This is a genomic window from Paenibacillus sp. GD4, from assembly GCF_030846225.1.
GTDB lineage: Bacteria > Bacillota > Bacilli > Paenibacillales > NBRC-103111 > Paenibacillus_G > Paenibacillus_G silviterrae.
Genome location: NZ_JAVCYK010000002.1, coordinates 776,022 through 799,827, shown reverse-complemented (window position 1 = coordinate 799,827; position 23,806 = coordinate 776,022). Strand labels below are relative to the sequence as shown.

18 protein-coding genes and 1 riboswitch are annotated in these 23,806 nt (G+C 52.3%); of the genes, 11 read left to right on the top strand and 7 right to left on the bottom strand.

Annotation, left to right across the window (positions count from 1 at the left end):
- Positions 1-18 precede the first annotated feature (18 nt).
- Together RAC89_RS26460 and RAC89_RS26455 are read left to right on the top strand one after the other, a co-directional pair.
- The gene (locus tag RAC89_RS26460; protein ID WP_306616725.1) at positions 19-1,428 is read left to right on the top strand and encodes an MBL fold metallo-hydrolase; all 1,410 of its coding nucleotides are present in this window, start codon (positions 19-21) and stop codon (positions 1,426-1,428) included.
- Between the two features lie 25 nt (positions 1,429-1,453).
- Positions 1,454-2,065, top strand: a complete 612-nt coding sequence (locus RAC89_RS26455) for a histidine phosphatase family protein (protein ID WP_306616724.1) — start codon at positions 1,454-1,456, stop codon at positions 2,063-2,065.
- Here the strand turns inward: RAC89_RS26455 and RAC89_RS26450 are convergent.
- Positions 2,052-2,861 carry an AraC family transcriptional regulator gene (locus tag RAC89_RS26450; protein ID WP_306616723.1) on the bottom strand — a complete coding sequence of 270 codons (810 nt, stop codon included), beginning with the start codon at positions 2,859-2,861 and terminating at the stop codon, positions 2,052-2,054. The genes RAC89_RS26455 and RAC89_RS26450 overlap by 14 nt on opposite strands.
- A gap of 161 nt (positions 2,862-3,022) precedes the next feature.
- On the opposite strand from RAC89_RS26450, the gene RAC89_RS26445 reads away from it, so the two are divergent.
- A complete protein-coding gene (locus RAC89_RS26445) occupies positions 3,023-4,267 on the top strand; it encodes an ABC transporter substrate-binding protein (protein ID WP_306616722.1) in 1,245 nt (414 codons plus the stop codon).
- A 49-nt stretch (positions 4,268-4,316) separates the two neighbouring features.
- Here RAC89_RS26445 and RAC89_RS26440 read toward each other — a convergent pair whose 3' ends face one another.
- A complete protein-coding gene (locus tag RAC89_RS26440) occupies positions 4,317-6,191 on the bottom strand; it encodes a DUF2264 domain-containing protein (RefSeq protein ID WP_306616721.1) in 1,875 nt (624 codons plus the stop codon).
- Positions 6,192-6,443: 252 nt separating this feature from the next.
- Between RAC89_RS26440 and RAC89_RS26435 the strand changes: the two genes are divergently transcribed.
- The 7 genes from RAC89_RS26435 (at position 6,444) to yicI (ending at position 17,011) form a co-directional block, all read left to right on the top strand.
- Positions 6,444-7,529: a Gfo/Idh/MocA family protein gene (locus RAC89_RS26435; RefSeq protein ID WP_306616720.1), complete on the top strand. Its 1,086-nt coding sequence runs from the start codon at positions 6,444-6,446 to the stop codon at positions 7,527-7,529.
- Between the two features lie 201 nt (positions 7,530-7,730).
- The gene (locus tag RAC89_RS26430) at positions 7,731-9,476 is read left to right on the top strand and encodes a sensor histidine kinase (protein ID WP_306616719.1); all 1,746 of its coding nucleotides are present in this window, start codon (positions 7,731-7,733) and stop codon (positions 9,474-9,476) included.
- A complete protein-coding gene (locus tag RAC89_RS26425) occupies positions 9,473-10,945 on the top strand; it encodes a response regulator (RefSeq protein WP_306616718.1) in 1,473 nt (490 codons plus the stop codon). The genes RAC89_RS26430 and RAC89_RS26425 overlap by 4 nt, the downstream gene beginning before the upstream one ends.
- A gap of 198 nt (positions 10,946-11,143) precedes the next feature.
- Positions 11,144-12,799: an extracellular solute-binding protein gene (locus tag RAC89_RS26420; protein WP_372516758.1), complete on the top strand. Its 1,656-nt coding sequence runs from the start codon at positions 11,144-11,146 to the stop codon at positions 12,797-12,799.
- Positions 12,800-12,866: 67 nt separating this feature from the next.
- Positions 12,867-13,757: an ABC transporter permease gene (locus RAC89_RS26415; RefSeq protein WP_284645926.1), complete on the top strand. Its 891-nt coding sequence runs from the start codon at positions 12,867-12,869 to the stop codon at positions 13,755-13,757.
- Between the two features lie 15 nt (positions 13,758-13,772).
- Positions 13,773-14,657, top strand: coding sequence for a carbohydrate ABC transporter permease (locus RAC89_RS26410; RefSeq protein ID WP_306616717.1), 885 nt, complete (start codon positions 13,773-13,775; stop codon positions 14,655-14,657).
- Positions 14,658-14,677: 20 nt separating this feature from the next.
- Positions 14,678-17,011 carry an alpha-xylosidase gene (yicI, locus tag RAC89_RS26405; RefSeq protein ID WP_306616716.1) on the top strand — a complete coding sequence of 778 codons (2,334 nt, stop codon included), beginning with the start codon at positions 14,678-14,680 and terminating at the stop codon, positions 17,009-17,011.
- A gap of 293 nt (positions 17,012-17,304) precedes the next feature.
- Here yicI and RAC89_RS26400 read toward each other — a convergent pair whose 3' ends face one another.
- A complete protein-coding gene (locus tag RAC89_RS26400; protein WP_306616715.1) occupies positions 17,305-17,616 on the bottom strand; it encodes a Dabb family protein in 312 nt (103 codons plus the stop codon).
- Positions 17,617-17,795: 179 nt separating this feature from the next.
- A riboswitch (cyclic di-GMP riboswitch) is annotated at positions 17,796-17,884 on the top strand.
- A gap of 110 nt (positions 17,885-17,994) precedes the next feature.
- Between RAC89_RS26400 and RAC89_RS26395 the strand changes: the two genes are divergently transcribed.
- Positions 17,995-19,584, top strand: coding sequence for a methyl-accepting chemotaxis protein (locus RAC89_RS26395; protein ID WP_306616714.1), 1,590 nt, complete (start codon positions 17,995-17,997; stop codon positions 19,582-19,584).
- Positions 19,585-19,646: 62 nt separating this feature from the next.
- On the opposite strand, the gene RAC89_RS26390 is transcribed toward RAC89_RS26395, so the two are convergent.
- Genes RAC89_RS26390 through RAC89_RS26375 form a run of 4 tightly spaced genes read right to left on the bottom strand, consistent with a single transcriptional unit; the run spans position 19,647 to position 23,760 of the window.
- Entirely contained in the window at positions 19,647-20,723 is a 1,077-nt protein-coding gene (locus tag RAC89_RS26390; protein WP_306616713.1) for a GerAB/ArcD/ProY family transporter, read from the bottom strand.
- Between the two features lie 19 nt (positions 20,724-20,742).
- The gene (locus RAC89_RS26385) at positions 20,743-20,976 is read right to left on the bottom strand and encodes a hypothetical protein (protein ID WP_306616712.1); all 234 of its coding nucleotides are present in this window, start codon (positions 20,974-20,976) and stop codon (positions 20,743-20,745) included.
- Between the two features lie 3 nt (positions 20,977-20,979).
- Entirely contained in the window at positions 20,980-22,188 is a 1,209-nt protein-coding gene (locus RAC89_RS26380) for a Ger(x)C family spore germination protein (protein WP_306616711.1), read from the bottom strand.
- A 33-nt stretch (positions 22,189-22,221) separates the two neighbouring features.
- Entirely contained in the window at positions 22,222-23,760 is a 1,539-nt protein-coding gene (locus RAC89_RS26375; RefSeq protein WP_306616710.1) for a spore germination protein, read from the bottom strand.
- Between the last annotated feature and the right edge of the window lie 46 nt (positions 23,761-23,806).

Here is a 23,806-nt window from a genome sequence, read left to right as displayed (position 1 = left end):
CTTTAGGAGGCGGTAATCTTGCAGGAAGGACAGTTGACTTTTTTTGGCGGCGTCGCCAAATCCGGAGGCGTTCAGGTGCTTTTCGGCAAAGGGAAGCAGGCCGTATTGTTCGATTTCGGTGTGGAGCACAGCAGCCTGCTGTTTCCTAAACAGCTGACGCTTTATGAGCCGGTAGCCGCCACGCCGGGGCGCGAGCTGCGCCAGTATTTGCTCGGCGGAATGACTGCGCCGCTGCCGGAGCTGTACGACCCCGGGCAGCTGAAGGGACTTGATTTCACCAAGGTGCGGCGGGCGTGGGGGGACTGCGAGTTCCCGCAATATGAGCAGGTCCGTTTGTTTATCGGACATATGCATACGGATCATATGGCGGTGCTTCCGTTTGTCCACCCGGATATGCCGGTTTATATGAACCATGACGCTTATTCGTTATTCCGGGGAATGGTGGCCGGCGGCCATTGTGCTGATACGAAGGCCAAGATCACGGCGTGTGATGATTTGAGCGTCATCGATTTCGGGGAATTTACGATGCAAATCGTCGAGATGGACCATAATGCGACGGGGGCGGCGGGCATCATTCTTAACGACGGCACCTATAAAATCGCTTATACGGGAGATTGGCGCCGTCAAGGCAAACATCCGGAGCGAATTGACCGGTTCATTGATCTATGCCGTGAGAGCCGGGTCGATCTGCTGATAACCGAAGGAACACGGCTTCCCTCCGATCCGGTCAAAGCGCCTTCCCGCCAGATGACGGAGGATGAGCTGCTGGACCGTTACTCGGAAATCGTAGGCGGTGCGGACGGACTTGTGTATCTGCAGATGTCGCCACGCGACCTGGAGCGAATGGCCAACATGATCGCCATCGCGACGGAGCGAGGGAGAAAGGTCGCCATGGAAGCATCACAAGCGATCATCTGGCATACCGCGAACCGTGAAGGCATACGAATTTTGCGGGACCACCCGGCTCTGGAAGTGCCGATCCGTATCGTCGACGCAACCGTGACGGAGGACCGGGAGCTCCCGTATGAGACGGTCTCTTTGGAGGAAATGGCCGAACGGAAAGAGGAATATGTGTATTTCTTTAAATTCCCCGATCTTGCCCATATGATCGAATTGGAGGCGCTCGGCGATAGGCAAGACCGTTCCCATTTCATTCAATCGGATTACAGTGTAAAGCTCGATCATGCCGACGTAGCGCGATTTCTTAAGTCATACGGCATCACCGGCCATTCGTTATCCAACGGGGGTCACGCTCACCCCGAGGCGATCTCCGACATGATCGAGCGAATCTCGCCCCAAGCGGTCATTACGCTGCACAGCCGTTATCCGGAGTCGCAAGACACCAGAGGCGTGAATGTTTATTATCCGCAAAAAGGGGAGACGGTATCGGTAACATCCATTATTGCCGCCGCAAGTGCAGCGGTGTAAGCATTCAAGAAGGAGAAGATATACGATGGCCTTGACTACCATTACTTTCGTGAGACACGGCATTACCGATCATAACATTCAGAGAAGAGCCCAGGGCCATACGCAAAATCCGCTGAATGAAACGGGGAGGGCACAAGCGTCCTTAGTTGCGAAGCGGCTTTCCGAGGAAGGCTGGGACGTGTTTATTTCCAGCGACCTTAGAAGGGCCCGGGAGACGGCGGAAATCATATCGGCTGCACTCGGCCGGCCTGTCGATTTCTTCGATGAACGCCTTCGGGAAATGGATAGAGGCAAAATCGCCGACACCATCGAATCGGAACGGATCGAGCGGTGGGGGGAGAACTGGAGAGACCTGGATATGGGCCAGGAAACTCATGAGTCCATGCGCGCCCGCGGTAAGAGCTTTGTCCAGGATATCGCATCGCGGTATGCCGGCAAGAAGGTGCTCGTCGTCACGCACGGCTATTTTCTGGGTCAAACCCTGAAGGAGCTGATGCAGGACGAGAGCACCGGCGACGAGCTGCGCAATACTTCCGTAACGACGATTGCGCTAAAAGACGGGAAGTGGGATTATTTGCTATATGATTGCGTGAAGCACTTGCCCGAAACATCCGGAAATGCCGTTAAACGCGGTTAAGCTCGCGGTATTTCGACGGGCTCATGCCCATGGATTGAGCAAATACGCGGCTTAAATAGAAGCCGTTCTCAAAGCCGCAGCGGGAAGCGATTTGATTCAGCGTCAAGTCGGTATCCAGCAGCAGACCGGCTGCTTTGCGGATGCGCAGCGACCGGACGAAGTCCGACGGGGTCATGCGGAACGATTTGCGGAAACGGCGAGTAAACTGCACGGGGCTAAGTCCGAGCATATGGGACAGCTCGCTCATGCCGAAAGGACTATGAGCATGCCGGTACAGCCATTCCGCCGCCCGGTTCATCAGAGCATCCTCCGAATCCGCGAGGCGTGACAGCTCATCCTGCCGGTGCTCTCCTTCCCACACCTCGCAGCTCAGCTGCCATATATCATTAAGGATCATTTGCTTGCGCAGGGCGCTGCGCGGATCAACTGCGAGATGAAGCTTTCGCAAATAAGCGAAGTTCGACGCCAGCCGCTTGCCGTCCGCCGGAAGGGAGAGGACGGACGGCGGCTGCGGCTCGGGCAACGGACTGCCTGCAAATTCGAAGCCGATGTAATGAAGCCCTAGCGGAGACACCATCTCGCGATAAAACGTCAACCCCGGCGGACAGTAAATTAGTTCCCCGGGACCTGCTTCCCCCCTCTCCGCTCCGATCCGGAACCGGAATTTGCCCGTTTCAACGGCAAACAGTACCCAAACGGGATACGAGTCCGCATTCATTTCAAACTTTTCTTTCCGTTCGAAGTAAGCATGAGAAACCATTAGCAGAGTCTGATCCCACAAAGCAGGCGCATCCATAGTTTGGCTCCTTATATGAAATAAAGTATATTCTACATGAATGATTGCTGTATGTTCAAGAAAAAAATTGCTGTGTAATATGAAATCGTAAGCGCTTGCATAGAAAGGGTGGATAGTCGTTGAAAACTCGGACAGCGTTGTTGGCAATTTCTATGATGATAATGGCAGCAGGATGTGGAAGCGGAAACGAAGGCACGCCGACGGCAGTGGAACAGAAAGTAAACACACAGCCTGTTACACTTAAGTTTGCCGTTCACCTTCCCATTAACGACGAATTTACACGGCTGTATATTGAACCGGTCACCAAGAAGTACCCCCATATTACGCTCGAGCTGGTTAGCGCCAACACGTTTAAGATTTACGATCAGATCATTGCATCGGGCGAGCTGCCCGACCTCTACCTCTCGTTTAACGGGAATATGCCGGGGTTGAAAGAGCGCGGACTTACCATGGATATGAAGCCGCTTTTTCAGCAGCATAAAGTGGACCTGAGCCGATTCGGCCAAAACTATCTGGACGATATTCAATACGCCGCAACCGAAAAAGGGGAATTGTATGGTCTCCCGATCGAAACCGGATTTCATGCGCTGTACTACAATAAGGATATCTTTGATAAATTCGGAGTCCCGTACCCGAAGGACGGCATGACCATGGAGGATGCCTTGGAGCTTGCCAAGAAGCTGACGCGGCTTGACAACGGCATCCAGTACCGCGGATGGGATTTAGGCAGCATCGTCAGAATGGCCCAGCCTCTCGGTTTGGAGTATATCGACCGCAAAACGGAGAAGCCGATGATGTCCAGCGAAGGCTGGAAGCGCGTGTTCGAGCTCGGGAAGCAAATTTACTCCATTCCCGGTAACGAGCCGTCGAAGGACGCGAATAAGAACAGGGTCAACGGTTTTATTAAGGATCGTTCGATTGCGATGCTGAATGAAACGAACCTGTTCTCCCGGCTTAAGGAAGCGGAGAAAGAAGGATTCAACTGGGACGTTGTCCAGCATCCGTATTACAAGGATAGACCGAATATTTATGGGAATTCGACGGTCTATATGGTAGGAGCGGTTCCGACAACGAAGCATATGGATCAGGTGCTTCAAGTTATGGAGGTGCTGACCTCGGATGAGGTGCAGATGAACGTGTCCAAGGCCGGCCGCATCTCCCCGTTAACCAGCGATGCCGTTCAGAAGGTGTTCGGGCAGAACGACCCTTCCTTGAGCGGCAAGAACGTAGGCGGTATTGTCAAAAGCAAACCGGTGAAATACCCGACCTACTTATACAGGGAAATCGCCGAGCCTCTGACTACCAAGAAATTCGACGAGCTGCTGAAGGGCTCGCAGGATGTGAACTCGGCGCTTAGGGAGCTCGACGAGGAGATCGACAAAGCCGTCCAGGCTGAAAAGAAATAGCATAGAGGAGAAGGCGGAAGGGCTGCCCATTCGGGCGGCCCTTCTGCAGTTAACCGATTCTTTGTTGAAAAATCGGCTTCGTGTCGCCCGGCATCGTAATGATAAGATGCTCGCTGCGAAGCTCGGACTTTGGAGGCATGCTCCAAAGCTTCAATGATGTCTCATTGAATGGTTCGCCGAATACGGCAGTGGCGATCCAGTGAGTCCCCCTTTGCAGTGCAGCCCTTAGCGTCGGAATGACGGTTCGCTTATGGATCAAATTCGTATTCGCGTTCGGATAAATCAACTCTAAGCTTCCACTGCCGTATAATAATTTTATTCCGCTGATCCCATTGCCGAATTGTGCAATCAGCCCATCTTCCGATTGCTGCTGAACCATTCCGGTGGATGCTGCTGCATTCGAATCGGCTTCCATACCCAGAGCGAATCCGCCCTCCGCCGCATCCAAATCTCTAGCCGTTTCCACCCGATGGACCCTCACATGCCAGGGGCTTCCCGGAATGATCCAGGTCCGCACCTCTACATCCTTCCAAGGCATCCATCTTGCATAGATCCCTTCTTCCGTAACGGATATTTCTTCACATCTTCTCTTTACCCGATATAAGTTATCGCCTTCGCTCAAGGCAAGCATAGAGTCATAGGCGCCTTGGGCAAGTCCCCACTCCGCTCTGGGTACACTGAATCCGAAAAAAGTAGAGTAAACGAATTTTTCGTATTTAGCGGAAGTATGCGTATGTTCATTCGTCGATAAGTGCCCGGAATTAAAAGCAAGGACATGAGCTCCCGCGGTTGTATTACGTCGGCATATGACAAGATGGGGGGCTTGTTGTACCGATTGGTTTTCCATTGCGGGCAACGGCAGCTCCTCTTCATGCCAGAACGAATGATCATCCGGTAATGCTAAGGGGAGAAATGATTTCAAAGCCCAATAGGGCGAGCCAGGAGCATTATAATTTTCCGCCATAACCAGGTTAGGGTACGCATAGCCGATACTTAAAGTGCCGTCATTGTTAAATATCGGCTTTCGGAACCACCACCTTAGGTTTCTGAGTAATATTCCTTTCATTACTCCCAGAGGGAACGGGTGTACTTCAGCAAAGATCAGCGCAGCCCAGAAGGCTGATTGTGAGAACCGATAAGAAAGACTCCGGCCATAAGGCAAAGCGGCACCATCTTCTGCAAACCAATAAATGAACTGTTTGGCAAATTGTGCGGCGCGATCCTTGTACAGGCGGGACCTCACCGGATCTTCATCTTCCATGAGCTTGGCGTAGAGCAGCCCGTAATAATGGAGTGCAAACGGAACATAGTAATCGCTGTGACCTTTCACTCCGTCTGCATACCAGCCTTCGGAAAGATAGAAGCGCTCGATTTCATCCAACGTACGGAAGATGAGCTCTTTATCGTAGGGCAGCCCGGCCTTTTTAAAGCCGATTTGAACCAATACCCGGAAAAACAGCCAGTTGCAGTCCCAAAGCTTACTTTCGTTAATGGACCGCAGCCACGTCGCTAGTCTGTCAAGATCGGCACGGTTCAGCCATTCCTTACATGTATCCGGAATCAGTGCAAGAGCAAATCCGAAAGCGGCCATCTCGACAGAGCGCTGATCATAATCCGTTGCGGCACCCCAATATTCTTCATGGTCCGGGTTGGTGCCATTGATGATGCCCTGCTTATATATTTCAGTGAGTTCCGAGGTCCCCCCGCCGGTTAGCAGAGGGATAAGTCCCCAGAGAATTCGTGAAAAGCCTTCGTACCCCGCAACATCGGAACTATAGCTTGCACCGCTGTGACCCAGGTGCAGCCGAGCGAAGCCCTTGCTGTAGTAAGGTTTTAATGGATCGGTCAATTGAGCGAAAGCAATGCGTAAATCCTCTTTTGTTTTCAACGGATTTTGTGCAATCGGTAAATGGGAATGCAGCATTATGGTAAAGCCTCCTGGCTGTAAATGAAATGAATGATAGTGATGATTATAACGCAGAAGCCGCTGCAAAAATCACATTTCGGGAAACAAGTAAAAATTGACGAAAAGAACGTCGAAATAGCGTTATCTATAGGGATTCTCCGGTTAGCTATGCTAAAATGACTTAGATGCACGAAATATGTACAGGTAAAATCTTGAGTTAATAATATTGTTAAAGGATGCAGAAACATTTGTAAAGGCAGGTGCTGAGTAATGAGTCAAACGGAGCATAAAATTACATTCGGTATTATCGGCGGCGGCTGGAGGGCTGAGTTTTATCTTCGCATTGCCCAAGCTCTCCCTTCCCGGTTCGAGGTCGCCGGAATGGTTGTTCGCGATGCGGAAAAAGGGGAACGGATCGAAAGCATGTTTGGAGTACGGACCTACCGCAGCTTGGATAAGATGCTCGAAGCTTCGGATCCCTCGTTTATCGTATTGTCTGTTCCTTGGGCCGCGTGTCCCGGATATATTGCCGAGCTTTCGGAGCGTGGGGTACCGGTACTGTCGGAGACGCCTCCTGCGCCTGATCTGTCCGGTTTGATCGAGCTCCAGAAGTTCACTGACGCCGGGGCGAAAATTCAGGTCGCAGAGCAATATCCGTTTCAGCCGCGAAATCAGGCGATCCTGGACATCGTCCGGTCGGGAAAGCTCGGTGAGATTTCGCATGCCCAAGTAAGCTTGGCTCATGGCTATCACGGGATTGCGCTGCTTCGCAAGTGTTTGGGTGTAGGCTTCGATGAGGTAAGGATTACTGCCAAACGGTTCGGTTCACGCATTACGGCAGGACCGGACCGCGGGGGGGAACCGCAGCGGGAGGAGCTTATTCCCACACACCAAGATATCGCTTGGTTCGAGTTTCCGGATAAACATGGAGTATTCGATTTTACCAGAGATCAGTATTTCTCGTGGATCCGGTCCCCGCGAGTTTTGATTCGGGGTACCCGCGGGGAAATCCACAACGATACCGTACGTTATCTTCATAACTTTCATACGCCCGTTCAAACGGAGCTTCGGAGAATGAATGCAGGAGAGAACGGGAACCTTGAGGGCTATTACCTCAAGGGTATTTTGCTGGGCGAGGCGTGGGTTTATTCCAACGAATTCGTCCCGGCGCGCTTGACGGACGATGAGCTCGCGATCGCCACCTGCCTCCGCAAAATGCACGATTACGTGAATGGCGGCGAAAGCTTTTATTCCTTGGCGGAGGCTTCGCATGACCATTATCTCAATCTTTTGCTTGGCAAAGCGCTTGAGAGCGGTATGACGGTCACAAGCGAGCGACAGCCCTGGATGGAATAGAGATACAATGCAAGAAGAACAAGCGGAATAACAAAGCCGCTTGTTCTTCTTTTTTAGTGGGATTGTCCAGGAGGAGACACTGAGGCAAACGCATCATTTTGTTAGCGGCTTCAAGTTATGATAGTTTTTCCCTCGAAGATTGTGATAACATTATGAACAATTAAGCTTGACCTACTTCCATGCTAGAGGGGGAACCTACGAATGGCCCGGCCCCGTAAGGTAACATCAGCTCTATACGATTACTTGACACTGCGAAGAAGGATTACCTTAATCTTCTTGATCAGCGTGCTGATCCCTTTTGCAACGATTGGCTCGATCTCGTATTATACGATCTACTCGATTCTGACAGGTAAAATTCAAGCGGGGATCCAGAGCAATCTGAAGCAGGTTCGCATGTCGCTGGAAAGCACGATCAGCAACCTAAACCATGTATCGCAGCAGCTTGCTTTCGAAGGAACCGCGGGGAAGAAGCTGGAAGAGCTGCTGGAGGCTGAAATGCCGTATGACCGTTACGGGCTGACCGACGAGCTGAAGGAGCAGCTGCGTGTCATTACCTTCACGAATCCGTCGATCGGACTTACATTCTACTATTTTCGCAACGACCACAGCTTCCTCTTCGAAAATCTGGGGGTACGCAACAGCTTCGACCCGAACAAGCTCCCCCTCTTGGCGCAATACTACGAAATTTCCTACTATGGACCTCACATCAGCAACAGCAGCTTCGATAATCAATATGTGCTTTCGGCGATGCGGAAGGTCGATCTTCCGAGCCGCGACGACGTTTACGTATACATCGAGTCGGCCTTTCATTTGACGCAGACGATTTTGGATAACGACCTGTTTGTCGATGGGCTGTCGCACATTTTTCTGGATAATGACGGGAGAATTGCTTATAGCGAATCACCGAGCCTCTTCCCGCTGCATACGACCGTCGAAGATTTTGCCGGCGGCACCTCGGGTACGCTGAAAGGGCACTATTGGTTCAAGGAGGTCAGCAATCAAGGCTGGAGTATGGTGACGATCATCCCCCAGGCCAATTACAACAAGGAAATGAACCAATGGTTTCTGCAGATTCTGCTGTTCTCGCTTCTCTTCCTCGGCATCAGTTTGCTGCTCGCCTGGCTGCTCTGGAAAATGGTGTACCGGCCGCTCAGCGACTTTCAAAAGGAAATCAAACAAATGTCGCAAGCCCCTGTGCCTGCGGAGCCGATCCGGACGCAAATTCCGGAGTTCGATCATTTGCTGCATCAATTCAGGCTGATGAAGGAGCAAATCTGGCAGCTGTTCGCTGAGGTGGAACAGAAGGAGAGGCGGCGTATCGATCTGGAGGTCGAGAAGCTGCTGTATCAGATCAACCCTCATTTTCTTATGAACTCATTGGATACAGTGCACTGGCTGGCCGTTATGAACGGGCAGAACGAAATCGATCGGCTCGTCCTTTCCTTGAATAAACTGCTGTACTACAATCTCGGCAAGCTGGGCCAGACGGCTACGATGCAGGAGGAAATCGATGCGCTGCAGCAATATCTTATTCTTCAACAGATCCGCTACGATTTCCAGTTCGATGTGCGCATTCATGTGGATGAAGAGGTGCTGAAGGCTCCTGTGCCGCGGTTCATTTTGCAGCCTCTTGTAGAAAATTCACTGTATCACGGCTTGCATGACGACGGTTACATCCAGGTGGATGTGAAGCGGACCGGAGATTTAATGGAAATATCGATTCGCGATAACGGAGCCGGGATGACAGAGGAAACGATCCGGCAGCTGCTTACGCAGAAGGAAGCGGACAATCGTAAGGTCGGGATGGGAATCGGTATGAACTATGTCAAAAGAATGCTGGAAAGCCAATACGGCGAGACGGCGTCGCTTGTCATTGAAAGTACGGTAGGCGAGGGCACGAGCGTTTATGTAACGATACCGATAGATCAGGGGAGGGAAATCGCATGAGCAGCATTCGAGTGCTGGTTGTCGATGACGACAAATTGGTTCGAAAGGGCTTAATCTCCGCCATGCCTTGGGCTGAGTTCGACATGGAGGTGGTAGGGGAAGCGAATCACGGGGAAAAGGCGCTGGAATTCATGGGAAGTCACCCTGTGGATTTGCTTCTGACGGACTTGGCCATGCCGGTGATGTCGGGCATTGAATTGATGCGGGAGGTGCGCAAGCGTTATCCGCATGTTCACATCGTCGTCCTGACGCTTCACCAGGATTTCGAATATATCCAGGAGGCGCTGCGGCTTGGAGCTATCGACTACATTGCCAAGGTTCAGCTGGAGAAGGAGCGGTTCGACCAAGTGCTGGGACGAATCGCTGAGAGAATACGGGAGGGCAGCGGTTCCGTGACGCCGGATCCGCGGAACGGGCGGGATGCGAAATGGCTGACGGATCGCGGCTATGTGCTGCTTGCTCCGAAGCATGCGAAAGCTTTGGAGGAGACGGAGCTGGGACCGTCACTTTCCGGCGGTACGTTATCCGAAGCAGGCTTGAACACGTATCTCTGGCTTCCGGCCGATGACGCTGCGGGAGAAGGATTGGTAAAGCACTGGGCCGCCGCTTTGCAGGATGGCAAGGATTGGTCCTTGATTGAGCTTAATGGTCTTCGGGGAGTAACGCGGAAGGACGCGTTAGCCTGGCTGCAGCGCTATCGGGAAAGGGATTTTTTCTATGATTATGCACCTGGCGATAAAGCACTGATCCGCGAGGTCGTGACACAAGACAAGGAGGGGATCGCCTTAAAGGACGGTGAGCTGCTTGCCGGTAAGGCCGAGGAGAGTTTGACGCTGGCCAAAGCGGATTGGTCAACCCCGGATTGGGTTCGACAGGATACCGTGTTTACGAAGCTGGTAGAGGGCTTGAAGCAGCTTCGGCTGCCGGAAGTCAAGCTGATCGGACTGCTCTATTCCCTAATCGATGAGTGGAACCGGTTGTTCGGGCCTCTCGGCATGCCCCCCATTCCGTTCCCGGATGCCCTTTATTGTTGGCACGATACCGTAAGCTGGCTGCAGGCGACACGAGATCACATCCGGCAGGCGCTCCAGCGGTCGACTTATTCCCAGGAAGTGGTCGAGGCGGTTATGAAAGCGAAGCAGCTGATGCATGAAGAGCTGGATCAAGCCGTGACGGCGGCGGATATGGCCCGAAGGGTCACGATGAGCCGCGGCTATTTCAGCCAATGCTTCAAGGATGTGATCGGAAGGACATTTAACGATTATTTGCGGCATATCCGCATGGAGAAGGCGAAGGAGCTTCTGCTGTATACCCATAAGCCGATACATTGGATCGCCGAGCAGACCGGCTATTCGGACGAAAAGTACTTTAGTCGTACCTTTCGCGAGCACACGGGCATACTGCCCAGTGAATACCGGCAAACGCATCGCGGCGTTCAGGAGACCGGTAGAGAGCTGTCAGGTAAATAGGTGTATCAATGTCATATCCCGGGGCTGCCCGGCCCGGCGCTCCGGTCATTTCTCCTACAGAAGCCGTAACCGCTTTCTATCCGTCCGATCGGCACTTTCGTGATACTTTATAAGAGTAAGAAGCAACGAAACATGAAACGAAAGAAGGGGAATCCATTGCGAAAATCTAAGAAAGCGGTTCCGTTACTGCTGGCTGCCATGCTGGTTGCCTTATCCGCCTGCAGCGAGACGAAGGATCAAGCCAAGGGAGACACGCCGAAGGAAGCCGGGCCATCGAGCTCCGCTCCGGGGGATCCGTTCGGGAAATACGAGAAAGCGGTTACGATCAACATCGGCAAGGAGGTCAATCCCTCCGATAAGACGCTTCCGCCTGGAGACAGCACAGAGAATAACCAATATACCCGCTATGTCAAAGAGCAGCTGAACGTCGAGGTGAAGAACGCCTGGCAGGCGGCAACCGGCAAAGATTACGATCAAAAGGTGAATCTGTCGATCGCCAGCAATGATCTGCCGGACGCCATGATCGTCAACGACACGCAGCTGCGGCAGATGGTGAAAGCGAACCAGCTGGCGGATTTAACCGAGGTATATAAGAATTATGCCTCTCCAGCCGTGAAGAGCATCATCGACTCCACCAAAGGCTTGGCGATGAAGGCAGTCACCTTTAACGGGAAAATGCTGGCTATTCCAAACGTTACCACGGAGTCCGATATGGTTCATCTGATGTGGATTCGCAAGGATTGGCTGGATAAGCTCGGCTTGCAGCCGCCGAAGACAATCGATGAGCTGGAGAAGGTTGCCAAAGCGTTCGTGGAGCAGGACCCGGACGGCAACGGCAAAGCGGATACGATGGGAATCGTCGGACCGCAATCCGGCGGTTTGCTGCATGCGAACTTTATTGCTCCGAACAATAACAATTACGGCTTCGATCCGGTGTTTTCCTCCTATCATGCGTATCCCGGCTTCTGGCTGAAGGATAAAGACGGCAAAGCGGTGTACGGCTCGATTCTGCCGGAGACCAAGACCGCGCTCGCGAAGCTGCGCGATTGGTACGCCAAAGGGCTGATCGACAAGGAAATCAGCGTGAGAAAGGACTCGGCGGAGCTGATTAAGAGCGGTAAAGCCGGCATTTGGTTTGGCATGTGGTGGGGAGGCTACGGTCCGCTGGGCGATGCCATCAAGAACGATCCGAAGGCGAATTGGCAGGCATATACCGCCCCGCTCGATGCAAGCGGCGAGTTTACCCCGCATATGGGGACGCCGTCCAATAAGTTCCTGGTTGTCCGTAAGGGTTATGCGCATCCGGAAGCGGCGCTGAAGCTGGAGAACCTGCTGCTGCGCGACGAATCGAAGATGGACGTGAAGGTGTCGCTGGATAACTACCCGCTTCGTATCGTTTTCGCACCGATGGATGAAATGGATGTCACCTACAAAATGATGAAGGAAGTGCTTGCCGGCACGAAGAAACCGGAGGATATGGATTTGCCGGGTTATAAGCTGCTGAAGGCGGATGCGGAGAACGTCAAGAAGGTGAAGCTGGAGCCGTACGATAAGATCGATATTGAGTATTGGAATCCGAATGCGGATTTCGGTGTATGGAAGCGGATGTATTCTACGTTCGTAGGCATTGGCGCGCTGCAAAAGCCGTATAAGAGGACATATAGCCTGACGTATTCCATGACAAAGACGATGGAATCCAAATGGCCTACGCTCGACAAGCTCGAGAAGGAAGCTTTCCTGAAGATCATTATGGGCGCGGCGCCGATCGATTCGTTCGACACGTTCGTTCAGGAGTGGAAGAAGCAGGGCGGCGACCAGATTACGGCAGAGGTAGAAGAGCAAGCGAAGCAGTAATAAGCAAGCGGGCGCCGGCCGCCGGTCGGCGCCGCCATTCGATGACAGAGAAGGAGTGAGCTGAAGCATGAAGTCCAAAGGCTTCGCCAAGCATTACTATCTCATGCTTCTGCCGGGATATGTATGGCTGACGCTGTTCAGCATTGTACCGATGTTCGGCTTCGTGATCGCTTTCCAGGACTACAACCCGGGCCTTGGTATGATGCATTCCGAATGGATCGGACTGGAAAATTTCAAATATTTAATGTCCCTGAGTGACAGCAGTACGGTAATATTCAATACGCTGAATATTGCGGTGATGAAGATCATCGCCAATCTGTTGGTTCCAATGGTCTTCGCTCTGATGCTGAATGAGCTGCGAATGGCCATTCTGAAGCGCTGGATTCAAACGCTCGTTTATTTGCCCCATTTTTTATCCTGGGTCATTCTTTCGGGGATCCTGCTGGATGTCTTTGCTTATCAAGGACCGGTTAACCATCTGGTAACGGCCTTCGGGGGCGAACCGGTGCTGTTCTTCGGCCGGGCGGATTTATTCCCCTTCTTAATTGTCGGAAGCGATGTTTGGAAGGAGTTCGGCTTCAATACGATCATCTATCTCGCCGCTTTAACGGGGATTAATCCCTCGCTCTATGAGGCGGCAGCCATTGACGGGGCTACGCGCTTGCAAAGGCTTTGGTATGTAACGATTCCCGGCATTGTCACGACGGTTGTGCTTCTGGCGGTGCTGAGCCTCGGGAACGTGTTGAATGCCGGCTTTGACCAAATTTTCAACTTATATAATCCGCTTGTGTATTCGACGGGCGATATTATTGATACGTGGGTGTATCGTACGGGGCTGGTTAACCTGCAGTATGGTTTGGCTACAGCGATGGGGCTGTTCAAATCCGTCATCAGCTTCTTGCTGATCATCATTTCGTACGCGCTCGCTTCAAAGTTTGCTAATTATCGTATCTTCTAATAAAGGAGCATGGCTATGGTCAGAGAAGCAACGCTTGGCTCCAGGGTGTTCGATGGGCTGCTGGTGGTACTGCTTGTCGGCATTGCGCTGCTATGCCTGCTGCCGCTTTGGTATACGCTCGCCATCTCGCTTAGCACCAATTCAGCAGCTGAGGCCGGTCTTGTGAAGCTGTGGCCGGTGGGCTTCAACCTCAATTCTTATCAAGAGATTATGGGCGACAGCAAATTTTTCAATTCCTTTTGGATTTCGATTCAGCGGGTCGTGCTGGGGGCCGGCGTCAGCTTTGTGGTAACGGTTCTGATGGCTTATCCCTTGTCCAAAACGAGCAAGGAGCTGCCGCTTCGCAATGTGCTGATGTGGGTTCTCGTATTCACGATGCTCTTCAACGGCGGTTTGATTCCTTGGTACCAAACCGTGAAATCGCTTGGTTTGATCAACAGCATCTGGGCGCTTGTGCTCGGACACAGTGTGCCGATGTTTAACGTCATTCTGGTTGTCAACTACTTCCGCAACCTGCCGAAGGAGCTGGAGGAGGCGGCGCTTGTCGACGGGGCCGGACCATGGTACATGCTGGTGAAGCTGTTCATCCCGCTGGCCGTGCCGGTGCTTGCCACCGTTACGCTGTTCAGCATCGTGTACCACTGGAATGAGTTTTTTAACGGCTTGGTGCTCATGTCAAAGGCGGATAAATATCCGCTGCAAACGTACATCCAACAGCTGGTCGTCGTGATCGATGCGAGTACCATGGATACGGAGCAGCTGAAGCGGCTCAGCGAGCTGTCCAACCGGACGCTGAATGCGGCCAAAATTTTTATCGCAATGATTCCGGTATTAATTATTTATCCGTTCCTGCAGCGCTTCTTCATCCACGGGATTACGCTAGGCTCGGTAAAGGAATAAGAGAGAGGGTTGGTTACGGCATGAAATTTACGGATGGCAACTGGTTATTGCGGGAAGGACTGACAGTACTGGGAGCCGTACAGGCTCATGAGATCGAACGGAGAGAGGACGGGCTGACGGCTTATGTCTCGCCGAGACCGCTTGTGAGCCGATCCAGCATGCTGGATACGGGGCTGCTGACGGTGCGGTTCCACTCTCCCATGCCTGGCATAATCGGTGTGAAGCTGATTCATCATGAGGGGATTCTCGATCGGGGGCCGGCATTCGAGCTGACGGCAGCTGACGGGAGCTACACGGTGATTGAAGAAAACGAGCAGGAAGCCCGGTTGACCAGCGGCAGCTTATGTGTCCGGATCCGGAAGGGAGCGGACTGGGCGGTCGATTTCCTTCGAGGGGAGGAGCGGATCACCGGAAGCCGCGCGAAATCGATGGCATATATTCGGGATGCCGCAGGGTCGGCTTATATGCGGGAGGAGCTGGATCTCGGCGTAGGCGAATGGGTGTATGGACTCGGAGAGCGCTTTACGCCGTTCGTGAAGAACGGTCAGGTCGTGGACATCTGGAACAAGGACGGGGGCACCAGCTCTGAGCAGGCCTATAAGAACATTCCGTTCTATGTTACGAACAAAGGCTACGGTGTTCTCGTCAATCAGCCGGAGCTGGTTTCCTTTGAGGTCGCCTCGGAGAAGGTGAAGAAGGTTCAGTTCAGTGTCCAGGGCGAGTCAATGGAATATTTCGTTATCGACGGCCCGACGGTAAAGGAGGTTCTGGGCAAATATACAGGGCTGACCGGGAAACCCGCGCTTCCTCCCGCATGGAGCTTCGGCTTATGGCTTTCCACATCCTTTACGACCAATTACGATGAGGCAACGGTCAATTCCTTCATCGACGGTATGGCGGAGCGGGATTTGCCGCTCCATGTGTTTCATTTCGACTGCTTCTGGATGCGCGAATTTCATTGGACGGATTTTCAGTGGGATAACCGCGTGTTCCCGGATCCTCAGGGCATGCTAAAGCGCTTGAAAGACAAGGGCTTAAAAATCTGCGTCTGGATCAATCCATATATTGCGCAGCGGTCCCGGTTGTTTGCGGAGGGCTTACGGAACGGATATCTTGTGAAGCGGCAGAACGGAGACGTATGGCAGTGGGATCTGTGGCAGCCGGGCATGGCGCTGGTCGATTTCACCAATCCGGAGGCATGCGAGTGGTATGCAAGCTATTTGCGGGGACTCATTGATATGGGAGTGGACAGCTTCAAAACGGATTTCGGCGAGCGCATCCCAACTGACGTGATTTATCATGACGGCTCCGATCCTGTGAAAATGCACAATTACTACACTTTTCTTTACAATAAAGTGGTATTTGGCGTGCTGGAGAGCAAGCTGGGAAAAGGGCAAGCGGCGGTATTTGCGCGGTCGGCGACCGTCGGCGGTCAACAATTTCCGGTTCATTGGGGCGGGGATTGCTACGCGGATTACGAGTCCATGGCCGAAAGTCTTCGGGGCGGTCTGTCGCTCGGTTTGTGCGGGTTCGGCTTCTGGAGCCATGATATCGGAGGCTTCGAGGCAACCGCGCCGGCGCACGTATTCAAGCGCTGGCTGGCCTTCGGCTTGCTGTCCAGTCACAGCAGACTGCATGGCAGCAAGTCCTACCGTGTACCTTGGGCGTACGACGAGGAAGCGGTGGAGGTCACGCGCCTCTTTACGAAGCTGAAATCCCGGCTGATGCCGTACTTGTTCGAGACGGCGGCGCAGGCTGCGGAGCAGGGGCTGCCGTGTATGCGTGCCATGCTGCTGGAGTTCCCGGACGATCCGACCTGCGAGTTCCTGGATCGTCAGTACATGCTGGGAGAGCAGCTTCTTGTGGCACCGGTGTTCAGTGAGGCAGGAGAAGTAAGCTATTACTTGCCGGAAGGACGCTGGACGCATTTGCTGTCAGGGGAAACCATGGAAGGTGGAAGATGGCGTAAGGAAACGTACGGTTTTCTCAGCCTGCCATTATTCGTCCGGCCCAACAGCATCATCGCCTTCGGTGCGGTGGATACGCGACCGGACTACGATTATGCCGATCAAGTGGAGCTGCGGGTGTATGAGCTGGAGGACGGCCGTACGGCCGGCACGGTGGTACGAGATGTGTCAGGCGCAGCTGAGCTGAGGGCTTCGGTGAGCCGGGAAGGAGCAAGCCTGCTGCTTGAGCTGGTAGGCAGCGGCAAGCCGCTTACGATTGCCTTTGAGGGGATGGGAGAAATCGCTGCTGTAGAAGGGCTGGAGGCCGTAGTGGAAGGCAGCAGCCTTCGCATTCCCGCATGGGGGAAGACGGTTCGGGCACGAGTGCTCCTGCAAGAATCAGAGTAATGAAAGAAGGACTATTCCTTGGCCTATGTAGTTCAGGCTTTGAGGAGTAGTCCTTTTTTGCGCGTAGCATTAAAAAATCACGTTAAGGCGCACAGATTTTCGGGCGAAAAGCGTGTAAGGCGAAATAATCACCTAACACAGACCTTGCGCCCAGGTTTCACATGCAGAAGCACGATGAAACGTGAAAAAATCACTTTACGGCACAAAATTGTGCCCTTCAAGCAGAACGTAAGATGAAATCACCACTTTACAGATCTGGTGACAACCTCCGGCAGTATCTCCGCAAGCTGCAATCAAGCCTTCATGAAGTCAATCTCCTGGAATCGAGCGACCTCCTTTAGCCAACGTTCCTGGACGAAGGCAACATGATCAGGGTGCTCGTTGTAAGCGGTATAGTCATCCTGAGAGTCGAACTCCATGCAGAAGCCGAAATCAAAGTCTGTCTTCGGGCTGATCTGGCGCAGCACCTCGAAGTTCTTCACAACGGGTATTCCGGTTAGAATGCGGTAGCCGTCCTCAAGAAATCGAGCCGTCTCCGGCGCGTCCTTGGAATGCTTTAGTGTAAAAACCGCCATATGGCGTATCGTGCCGTTACCCATAGACATGATTAACATCTCTCCCGTACGATAGGTTGGACCTTCCTTCCAAATTCATCCTAGCAGATGAGATATGGAACCGGCAAGACGAGTTAAAGAAATACCATAACTTTACCATTTATTTTCAAGGAATTTAATGCTATATTCCTAATATAAAGGTCGATAATTGTCGTAAAATGTAGAAATGCCATTGAAAAGGGCAAACTTGTCGAAAGTCAAGGACGCAAAGCTTCGGGCCTAACGCAGCATGCTATGCTATGGCAGCCGGGCAACCATTGGGGGGATCGTGGAAAGAGCTGCCCATTAGAGGCGGCTTTTTTTGGTGGTTTGATCGGAATGAGCTCACTAACAGACAAAAAGACAAACATGACAAACGGAGGGGTATTCATGGAAATGATGAAACATCTGAAGGTCGGCGTAAAAATCAATCTTTTGATTCTGTTATGTGTGATAGCTTTGCTGACCGTCGGCATTATCGGTTACACAGGCATGTCAAGAATGAATAACGCATCGAAAGAAATGTATAATTACAAGCTGCTGCCGATTCAATACTTAAGTGCGATGCAAACCATTTCCTATCGACAAGAAGCCAACTTACTTGAGCTGATGATTACAACGGACGATAATATGAACGATAAGCTTTTGGATGAGATCAATCAAGCGTCCGCGGACACCGATAAGCTGATGAACGATTATTTGCAAACCGAGCTTGATCCTGGGGAGAAGGATTTGGTTGAAAAATACAACCCCGTCCACCAGAAATATCGAGATGCGCGCAAGGAATTACTTGCTGAGGCGCAAAAAAACAATAATGAAGCAGCGTATGCCATCTATTTACATAAAGTGGGGCCTTTGAAGGAGCAGCGGGATAAGATCATGAACGATCTGATTCAGTATAATTCCCAGACGGCCAAAGCGATCAACGATGAGAACAAAGCCGCTTTTTATTCGGCTCGTAATGTCATGATTATCGTATTCTTAGCGGTACTGCTATTAAGTATCGGCTTTGGCTATTTGATTTCCCAATCGATCAGCCGTCCGGTCAATCGTGTTCTAGGTATCTTGGATAAGGTAGCTCATGGTGATTTGCGTGAAACCGCTGATATTCAATCCCGGGACGAGGTTGGAAGATTGGCGGAGGCGCTGAATCATACCATTCAGAGCATGAGAGGAACCATAGGCGGTATTCTCGCTTCGGCCGAAAGCGTAGCTGCAGCAGCCGAACAGATTTCGGCAAGCTCCGAAGAGGTGGCTACTGGCAGCAATGAACAGGCTCAGGAGGCGCAAGCGATCAACGAGCTGTTCAGAGAATTGTCCGTAGCCATTAACTCGGTAGCCGTCAGTGCGGAGCAGGCGGCCGAGCTGTCGGAGGAAACCATGTCCATGGCGCAAAATGGAGGGAAAGTTATCGACCGATCGGTACAAGGCATGGAATCGATCCATCGTCAAATGGCGCTGCTGGAGGCGGACTCCAACCAAATCGGAGAGATCATCGATGTAATTGAAGATATTTCGGACCAGACGAACCTGCTTGCTCTGAATGCAGCTATCGAAGCCGCTCGTGCGGGTGAAATGGGCCGCGGCTTTGCCGTCGTTGCCGATGAAGTACGGAAACTTGCCGAAAGAAGCGGTGAAGCGACAAAGCAAATCAGCGTGATTATTAAGGGGATGCAGCAAAATACCAAGCTAAGCGTTTCCGCTGTGAATGAGGGTACCGTAGCCTCGCGGCAAACGGGTGAAGCCTTCCAAACCATCATGACTGTCGTGAACGACACGGCGAGCAAAGTATCCGAGATTGCAGCAGCCTGCGAAGAGCAAGCGGCTCAGTCGACGGAGGTGCTGCAGTCGATCGAGAAAATTTCCGCTGCGACGGAGGAAGCGGCAGCCAGCAGTCAAGAGACGGCATCCACCTCTCAATCCCTCGCTCAGCTGGCGCACGAATTAAAAAATATGGTAGCCGCCTTCAAACTAAGCTAAGAAGGTGCCGAATGAACAAACGTCTGCTTCTTCTTGGAAGCGGACGTTTTGTTTTCGCGTCTTTATTTCCGCTTGAAAGCCCCCAGCGCCATGATCAACAAGGGATACAAGAAGCCGAGCGCTACAGCATACGGCGGATATATGGTCGAGTCCCATTCGGCCATATACACGACATTGGGATAGACGACAAGCGACATGACGACAAGGATCATGCCGAAGGGCAAAGCAAGCGGACGGTAGTCCTTCAGCTTCAGCGTTTGAGCGAGTCCCGTCACACACGCGTAGGAGTACAATGTAATTTTGAAGTAAATCGAGAGAATCCAGATCCCTGCCAAGATCGACTCGATGCGCTGAAAAAAATCGGCGATACTGATTTTCCTGGCAAGCACATAGCTTGGGTACTGCTGCCGGGCCGTGCTCTCCGCCCCCATTACCGCGATGCACAGCAAGGTAATTAGTACAATCACAACGCCGCCGACGGCCGATCCGACGAGCAGCCCTCTCCTTGCCCGATCCCTATGGCGTATGTGCTTGGGAAAGAACATCAGCAGCACGACCATTGGAAGCGATGCCGTACCAATTACAGCTAAGACAGCCTTGGCCATGGAGGGGAAGCTCGTATTCAAAACCGGTTCCAGATTCGAGAGCTTGGTATCCGGAATGATAAGGACAACGAAAATCATGAAAAGCATGATAAACCACGGAAAAAAAACCTCCGCCGCCCGGGCAATCGTCTCGAGTCCGGAACGCAAGCCCATCATGACAACCGCAGCAAACAGTATGTTGATGAATTGGATCGGTGTTTCCGGCATAACCTGTGTCGTTACGAAATTTCCGATATAGGATAACAAGGTAGCCGAACCGATAAAAGAAAAGAAAATCAAGGGAAAAACGAGTACTGTTCCGACAACCGGTCCATAAAGGGAATGCGTATATTCAACAAACGTCATCCCTTCCATCCGTTTGCCGACGGCATTAAAGAAGAGGACGATTGCCAATCCAACCAAAGAGCCAAGAACTGCTGCCATCCAAGCATCGTTGCCCGCAACTGCCGCAAGTCCGGCAGGAATGATTAGAATGGTGGTTCCCACGGTAAAGAACATGGCAAGTATCGTAAATTGACGAACAGACACCATCATCGAACCTGCCCCCGCTTCGTCATTGTAAGAATCGCTCCAGCATATCGCTTACGGGTGTAAAGACAAAGGCAACAGCATCCAGCGGATTCGGGATCTTCCACTGGAGCGTTTCGGCCGTACTAAGACCCAGCCCGGTGAGCAGCAGCAGCGAAAAGCACAGAAATTCTCTCGTATCCTTACTCCGCCATAATGCGGGTCCCTCCACAAGAACGATTCCCGCTGCTGCAGCGATAATCCCGATCAGCGACCACATGACTTATTCCCCGCCCTTGACTTGGATTGGATTGGTTGTTGTGCCGAGTCTTCGAATTTTGGCATCCACTTGGATGTTGACCTCCAGGTTCCGAAATTCGCGATCCCAATCCTTCGCGTACGGCTTCCAGGCTTGGGGATCGGTTTTGCTAAGTACATCTCCAAAGCCGAGAATATCCGACTGAAACACCTTCTGCGCCTTACGAACCGCCGATGCAGCATAGCCGCGAATAACTTCCTCGGAGCGCTTTTCCAGCTCTTCAATCGTCTCGGTCTTCGTCAAATCAATAGCGCAGGAGGCATCTCCGATGTTCTCCTCAAGCTGGATGTTTACAGCGATACTCGGCTTGCCTTGACGAAATGCTCCTTTCACGTTCGACTTTGCCCGGATGAACTCCATGGCCAATTGGCCTCCGTTCGGACAAGGAATCTGCCCCACGGAATTGTTTACATGACCAAGAATATAATTGTAGCCCTTGCTCTCTTCTTCCGTGAGCCAGCCGATCAGCTTATCACCCTTAAAAGCGGCAAGCTGGAAAAGCTTGATGTTGGTAATCATTTTAATTTGTTCTACATTTTCCCTGGTTTCGATATTTCCGGGTCCCGCATGCCCGGATAACGTAACGCCCGTCAAGGAAGGCTGCTTGCCCTCCTTCGTCAGATCCTCCAGAAGTTCATCCAAGGTCACCTTTTTGGCTGCAGCCCAAGATCTCTCGACGGCATCTAACGATTTATAAATCTTGTTTCCGGGAATGACTTCCTGAGGGATGGTGTACACCCTTAGAATTCGCTCAGCGGAATAACCCTTAGAAACGAGAATGGCAAAGTTGGCCCTTAACTCATGATCCCGAGAAAGGAAATCAATCGTCCCTTTAATCCCCTCCTTGGCCAGCTCCTCTCCGAAAATGACAACCCTTAGGTGGGACATAAGCATTTTCCTCGGGGACTTTGTGGTCATGCGCCTCAACGCCTCAAATACCGTCTTGCCGGTCTCCGTGTACGTTTGAACGGGAATCCCCTTGCCTCCCCGGTCCTTGGGGGCGATCTCTCCCGGATTTACGATTTGTACCGAAATTGCGTAGCCCCCTTCGACTTTATCCAATCCTAGAGCCAAGGCAATGGCCACCTCATTCAGCTCGCGCCGGTTCCAGCAGCCGGTAGCCGCACAAATAACGCTAAGCCATATGATCAACACCGCTAGACGTTTGTTCATCGAATCCCTCTGTTTGCTAAGGCGTTGTCGGAGTTATCGCTGCCGGTCAGCAGACTTTCCTTGTTTGCGGGAGAACATGGAGCGCATGGGCATTCGGAATATGGTATCCTTCTGTTCTTCCAGCTGAAGAGGAGCAAACGGCGACAAATACGGGATTCCGAATGACTTCAGCTGACATAAATGAAGCACAATGGCGATTAAGCCGATCGTAATACCGTATAAGCCGAACGATGCCGAAAGCCCCATCAATACAAAGCGCAGCAGTCGCAAGGAAATGCCCATATTAAATGATGGAATCGCAAAATTGGATATCGCTGTAATGGACACCACAATCACCATGGCAGGGGAGACGAGTCCCGCTTCTACAGCGGCCTGTCCAATCACCAGCGTGCCTACAATCGACACCGACTGTCCGATGGTCTTGGGCATTCGGACGCCCGCCTCACGCAGGATTTCAAAAGTAATCTCCATCAGCACGGCTTCAACAAAAGCGGGAAAAGGAACCCCTTCTCGCTGAGCGGCCAAACCGATAAGCAGCTGCGTAGGAAGAAGCTCATGGTGAAATGTCGTTACGGCCACGTAAAGCGAAGGTGCGAGCAGGGTAATAAACAACGAAAGGTAGCGCAGGATTCGGATGAGTGTAGCAAAATCCGCCCTTTGATAATAGTCCTCGCTCGAGATATAAAATTGCGAGAACAACGCCGGAACCACAAGCACAAAGGGTGTGCCGTCCACAAGTATGGCTACCCGGCCCTCCAGCAGCGATGCGGCTACCGAGTCCGGGCGTTCCGTATTGATCATTGTCGGAAAAGGCGTCAGCACCTTATCCTCGATCAGCTCCTCGATCGTTCCGCTCTCCAGCACGGAATCGATATCTAAGCCGTCCAGCCGCTGCTTAACCTCTTTCAGCACCTGCTCATTCACAATGCCTTGGATGTACATGATCCCTACATCCGTTCTAGTGATCCTGCCGATGAGCCGCATTTCCAGCCACAGCCTAGGATCCTTGATTTTACGTCGGATCAATGCCGTATTGGTTCGAATGGATTCCGTGAAGCCCTCCCGCGGTCCGCGGATGACGCTTTGAGAGGCAGGCTCGGAAACATTGCGCTCCTTCCAATTTCTCCCGTTGGCGATCAGTGCGGCCGCCTGACCGTCCAGGAGTATGGCAATATCCCCGGACAGGACCGCATGGAATAGGCCGTCAAACGTATGGACCTTCTCCGTCTCGCCAATAGCAAGAGTGGAATCCATCAAGACGCGCATCGGATCCTTCTCCAAGGTATCGTTACCGTCCAGCCTCGCTACTCTTGCATCCAGCATCAGGGCCTCCAGGACATGCTTGGATTCCGCTAATCCGTCGGTATAGATAATGGCTGCCCGCAGCATGCCGTCGACGCCGATAACCACTTCCCGGATGACGATATCGCTGCTGTTTCCCACTGTTTTTCGGATGAAATGCAAGTTAGCGTCCAGAAGAGCTTCGAGCGAATCGGAGGCAGCAGCCGGATCAGACGTCCCGGGAGCGGTGGAGGAGCTCTTGCGAGGTCGTTTCCACAAGCGTCGCAGCATACTTCAGGGTCCTTTCCAGCAAATGGTTTATGAGCATGTTGCCCCG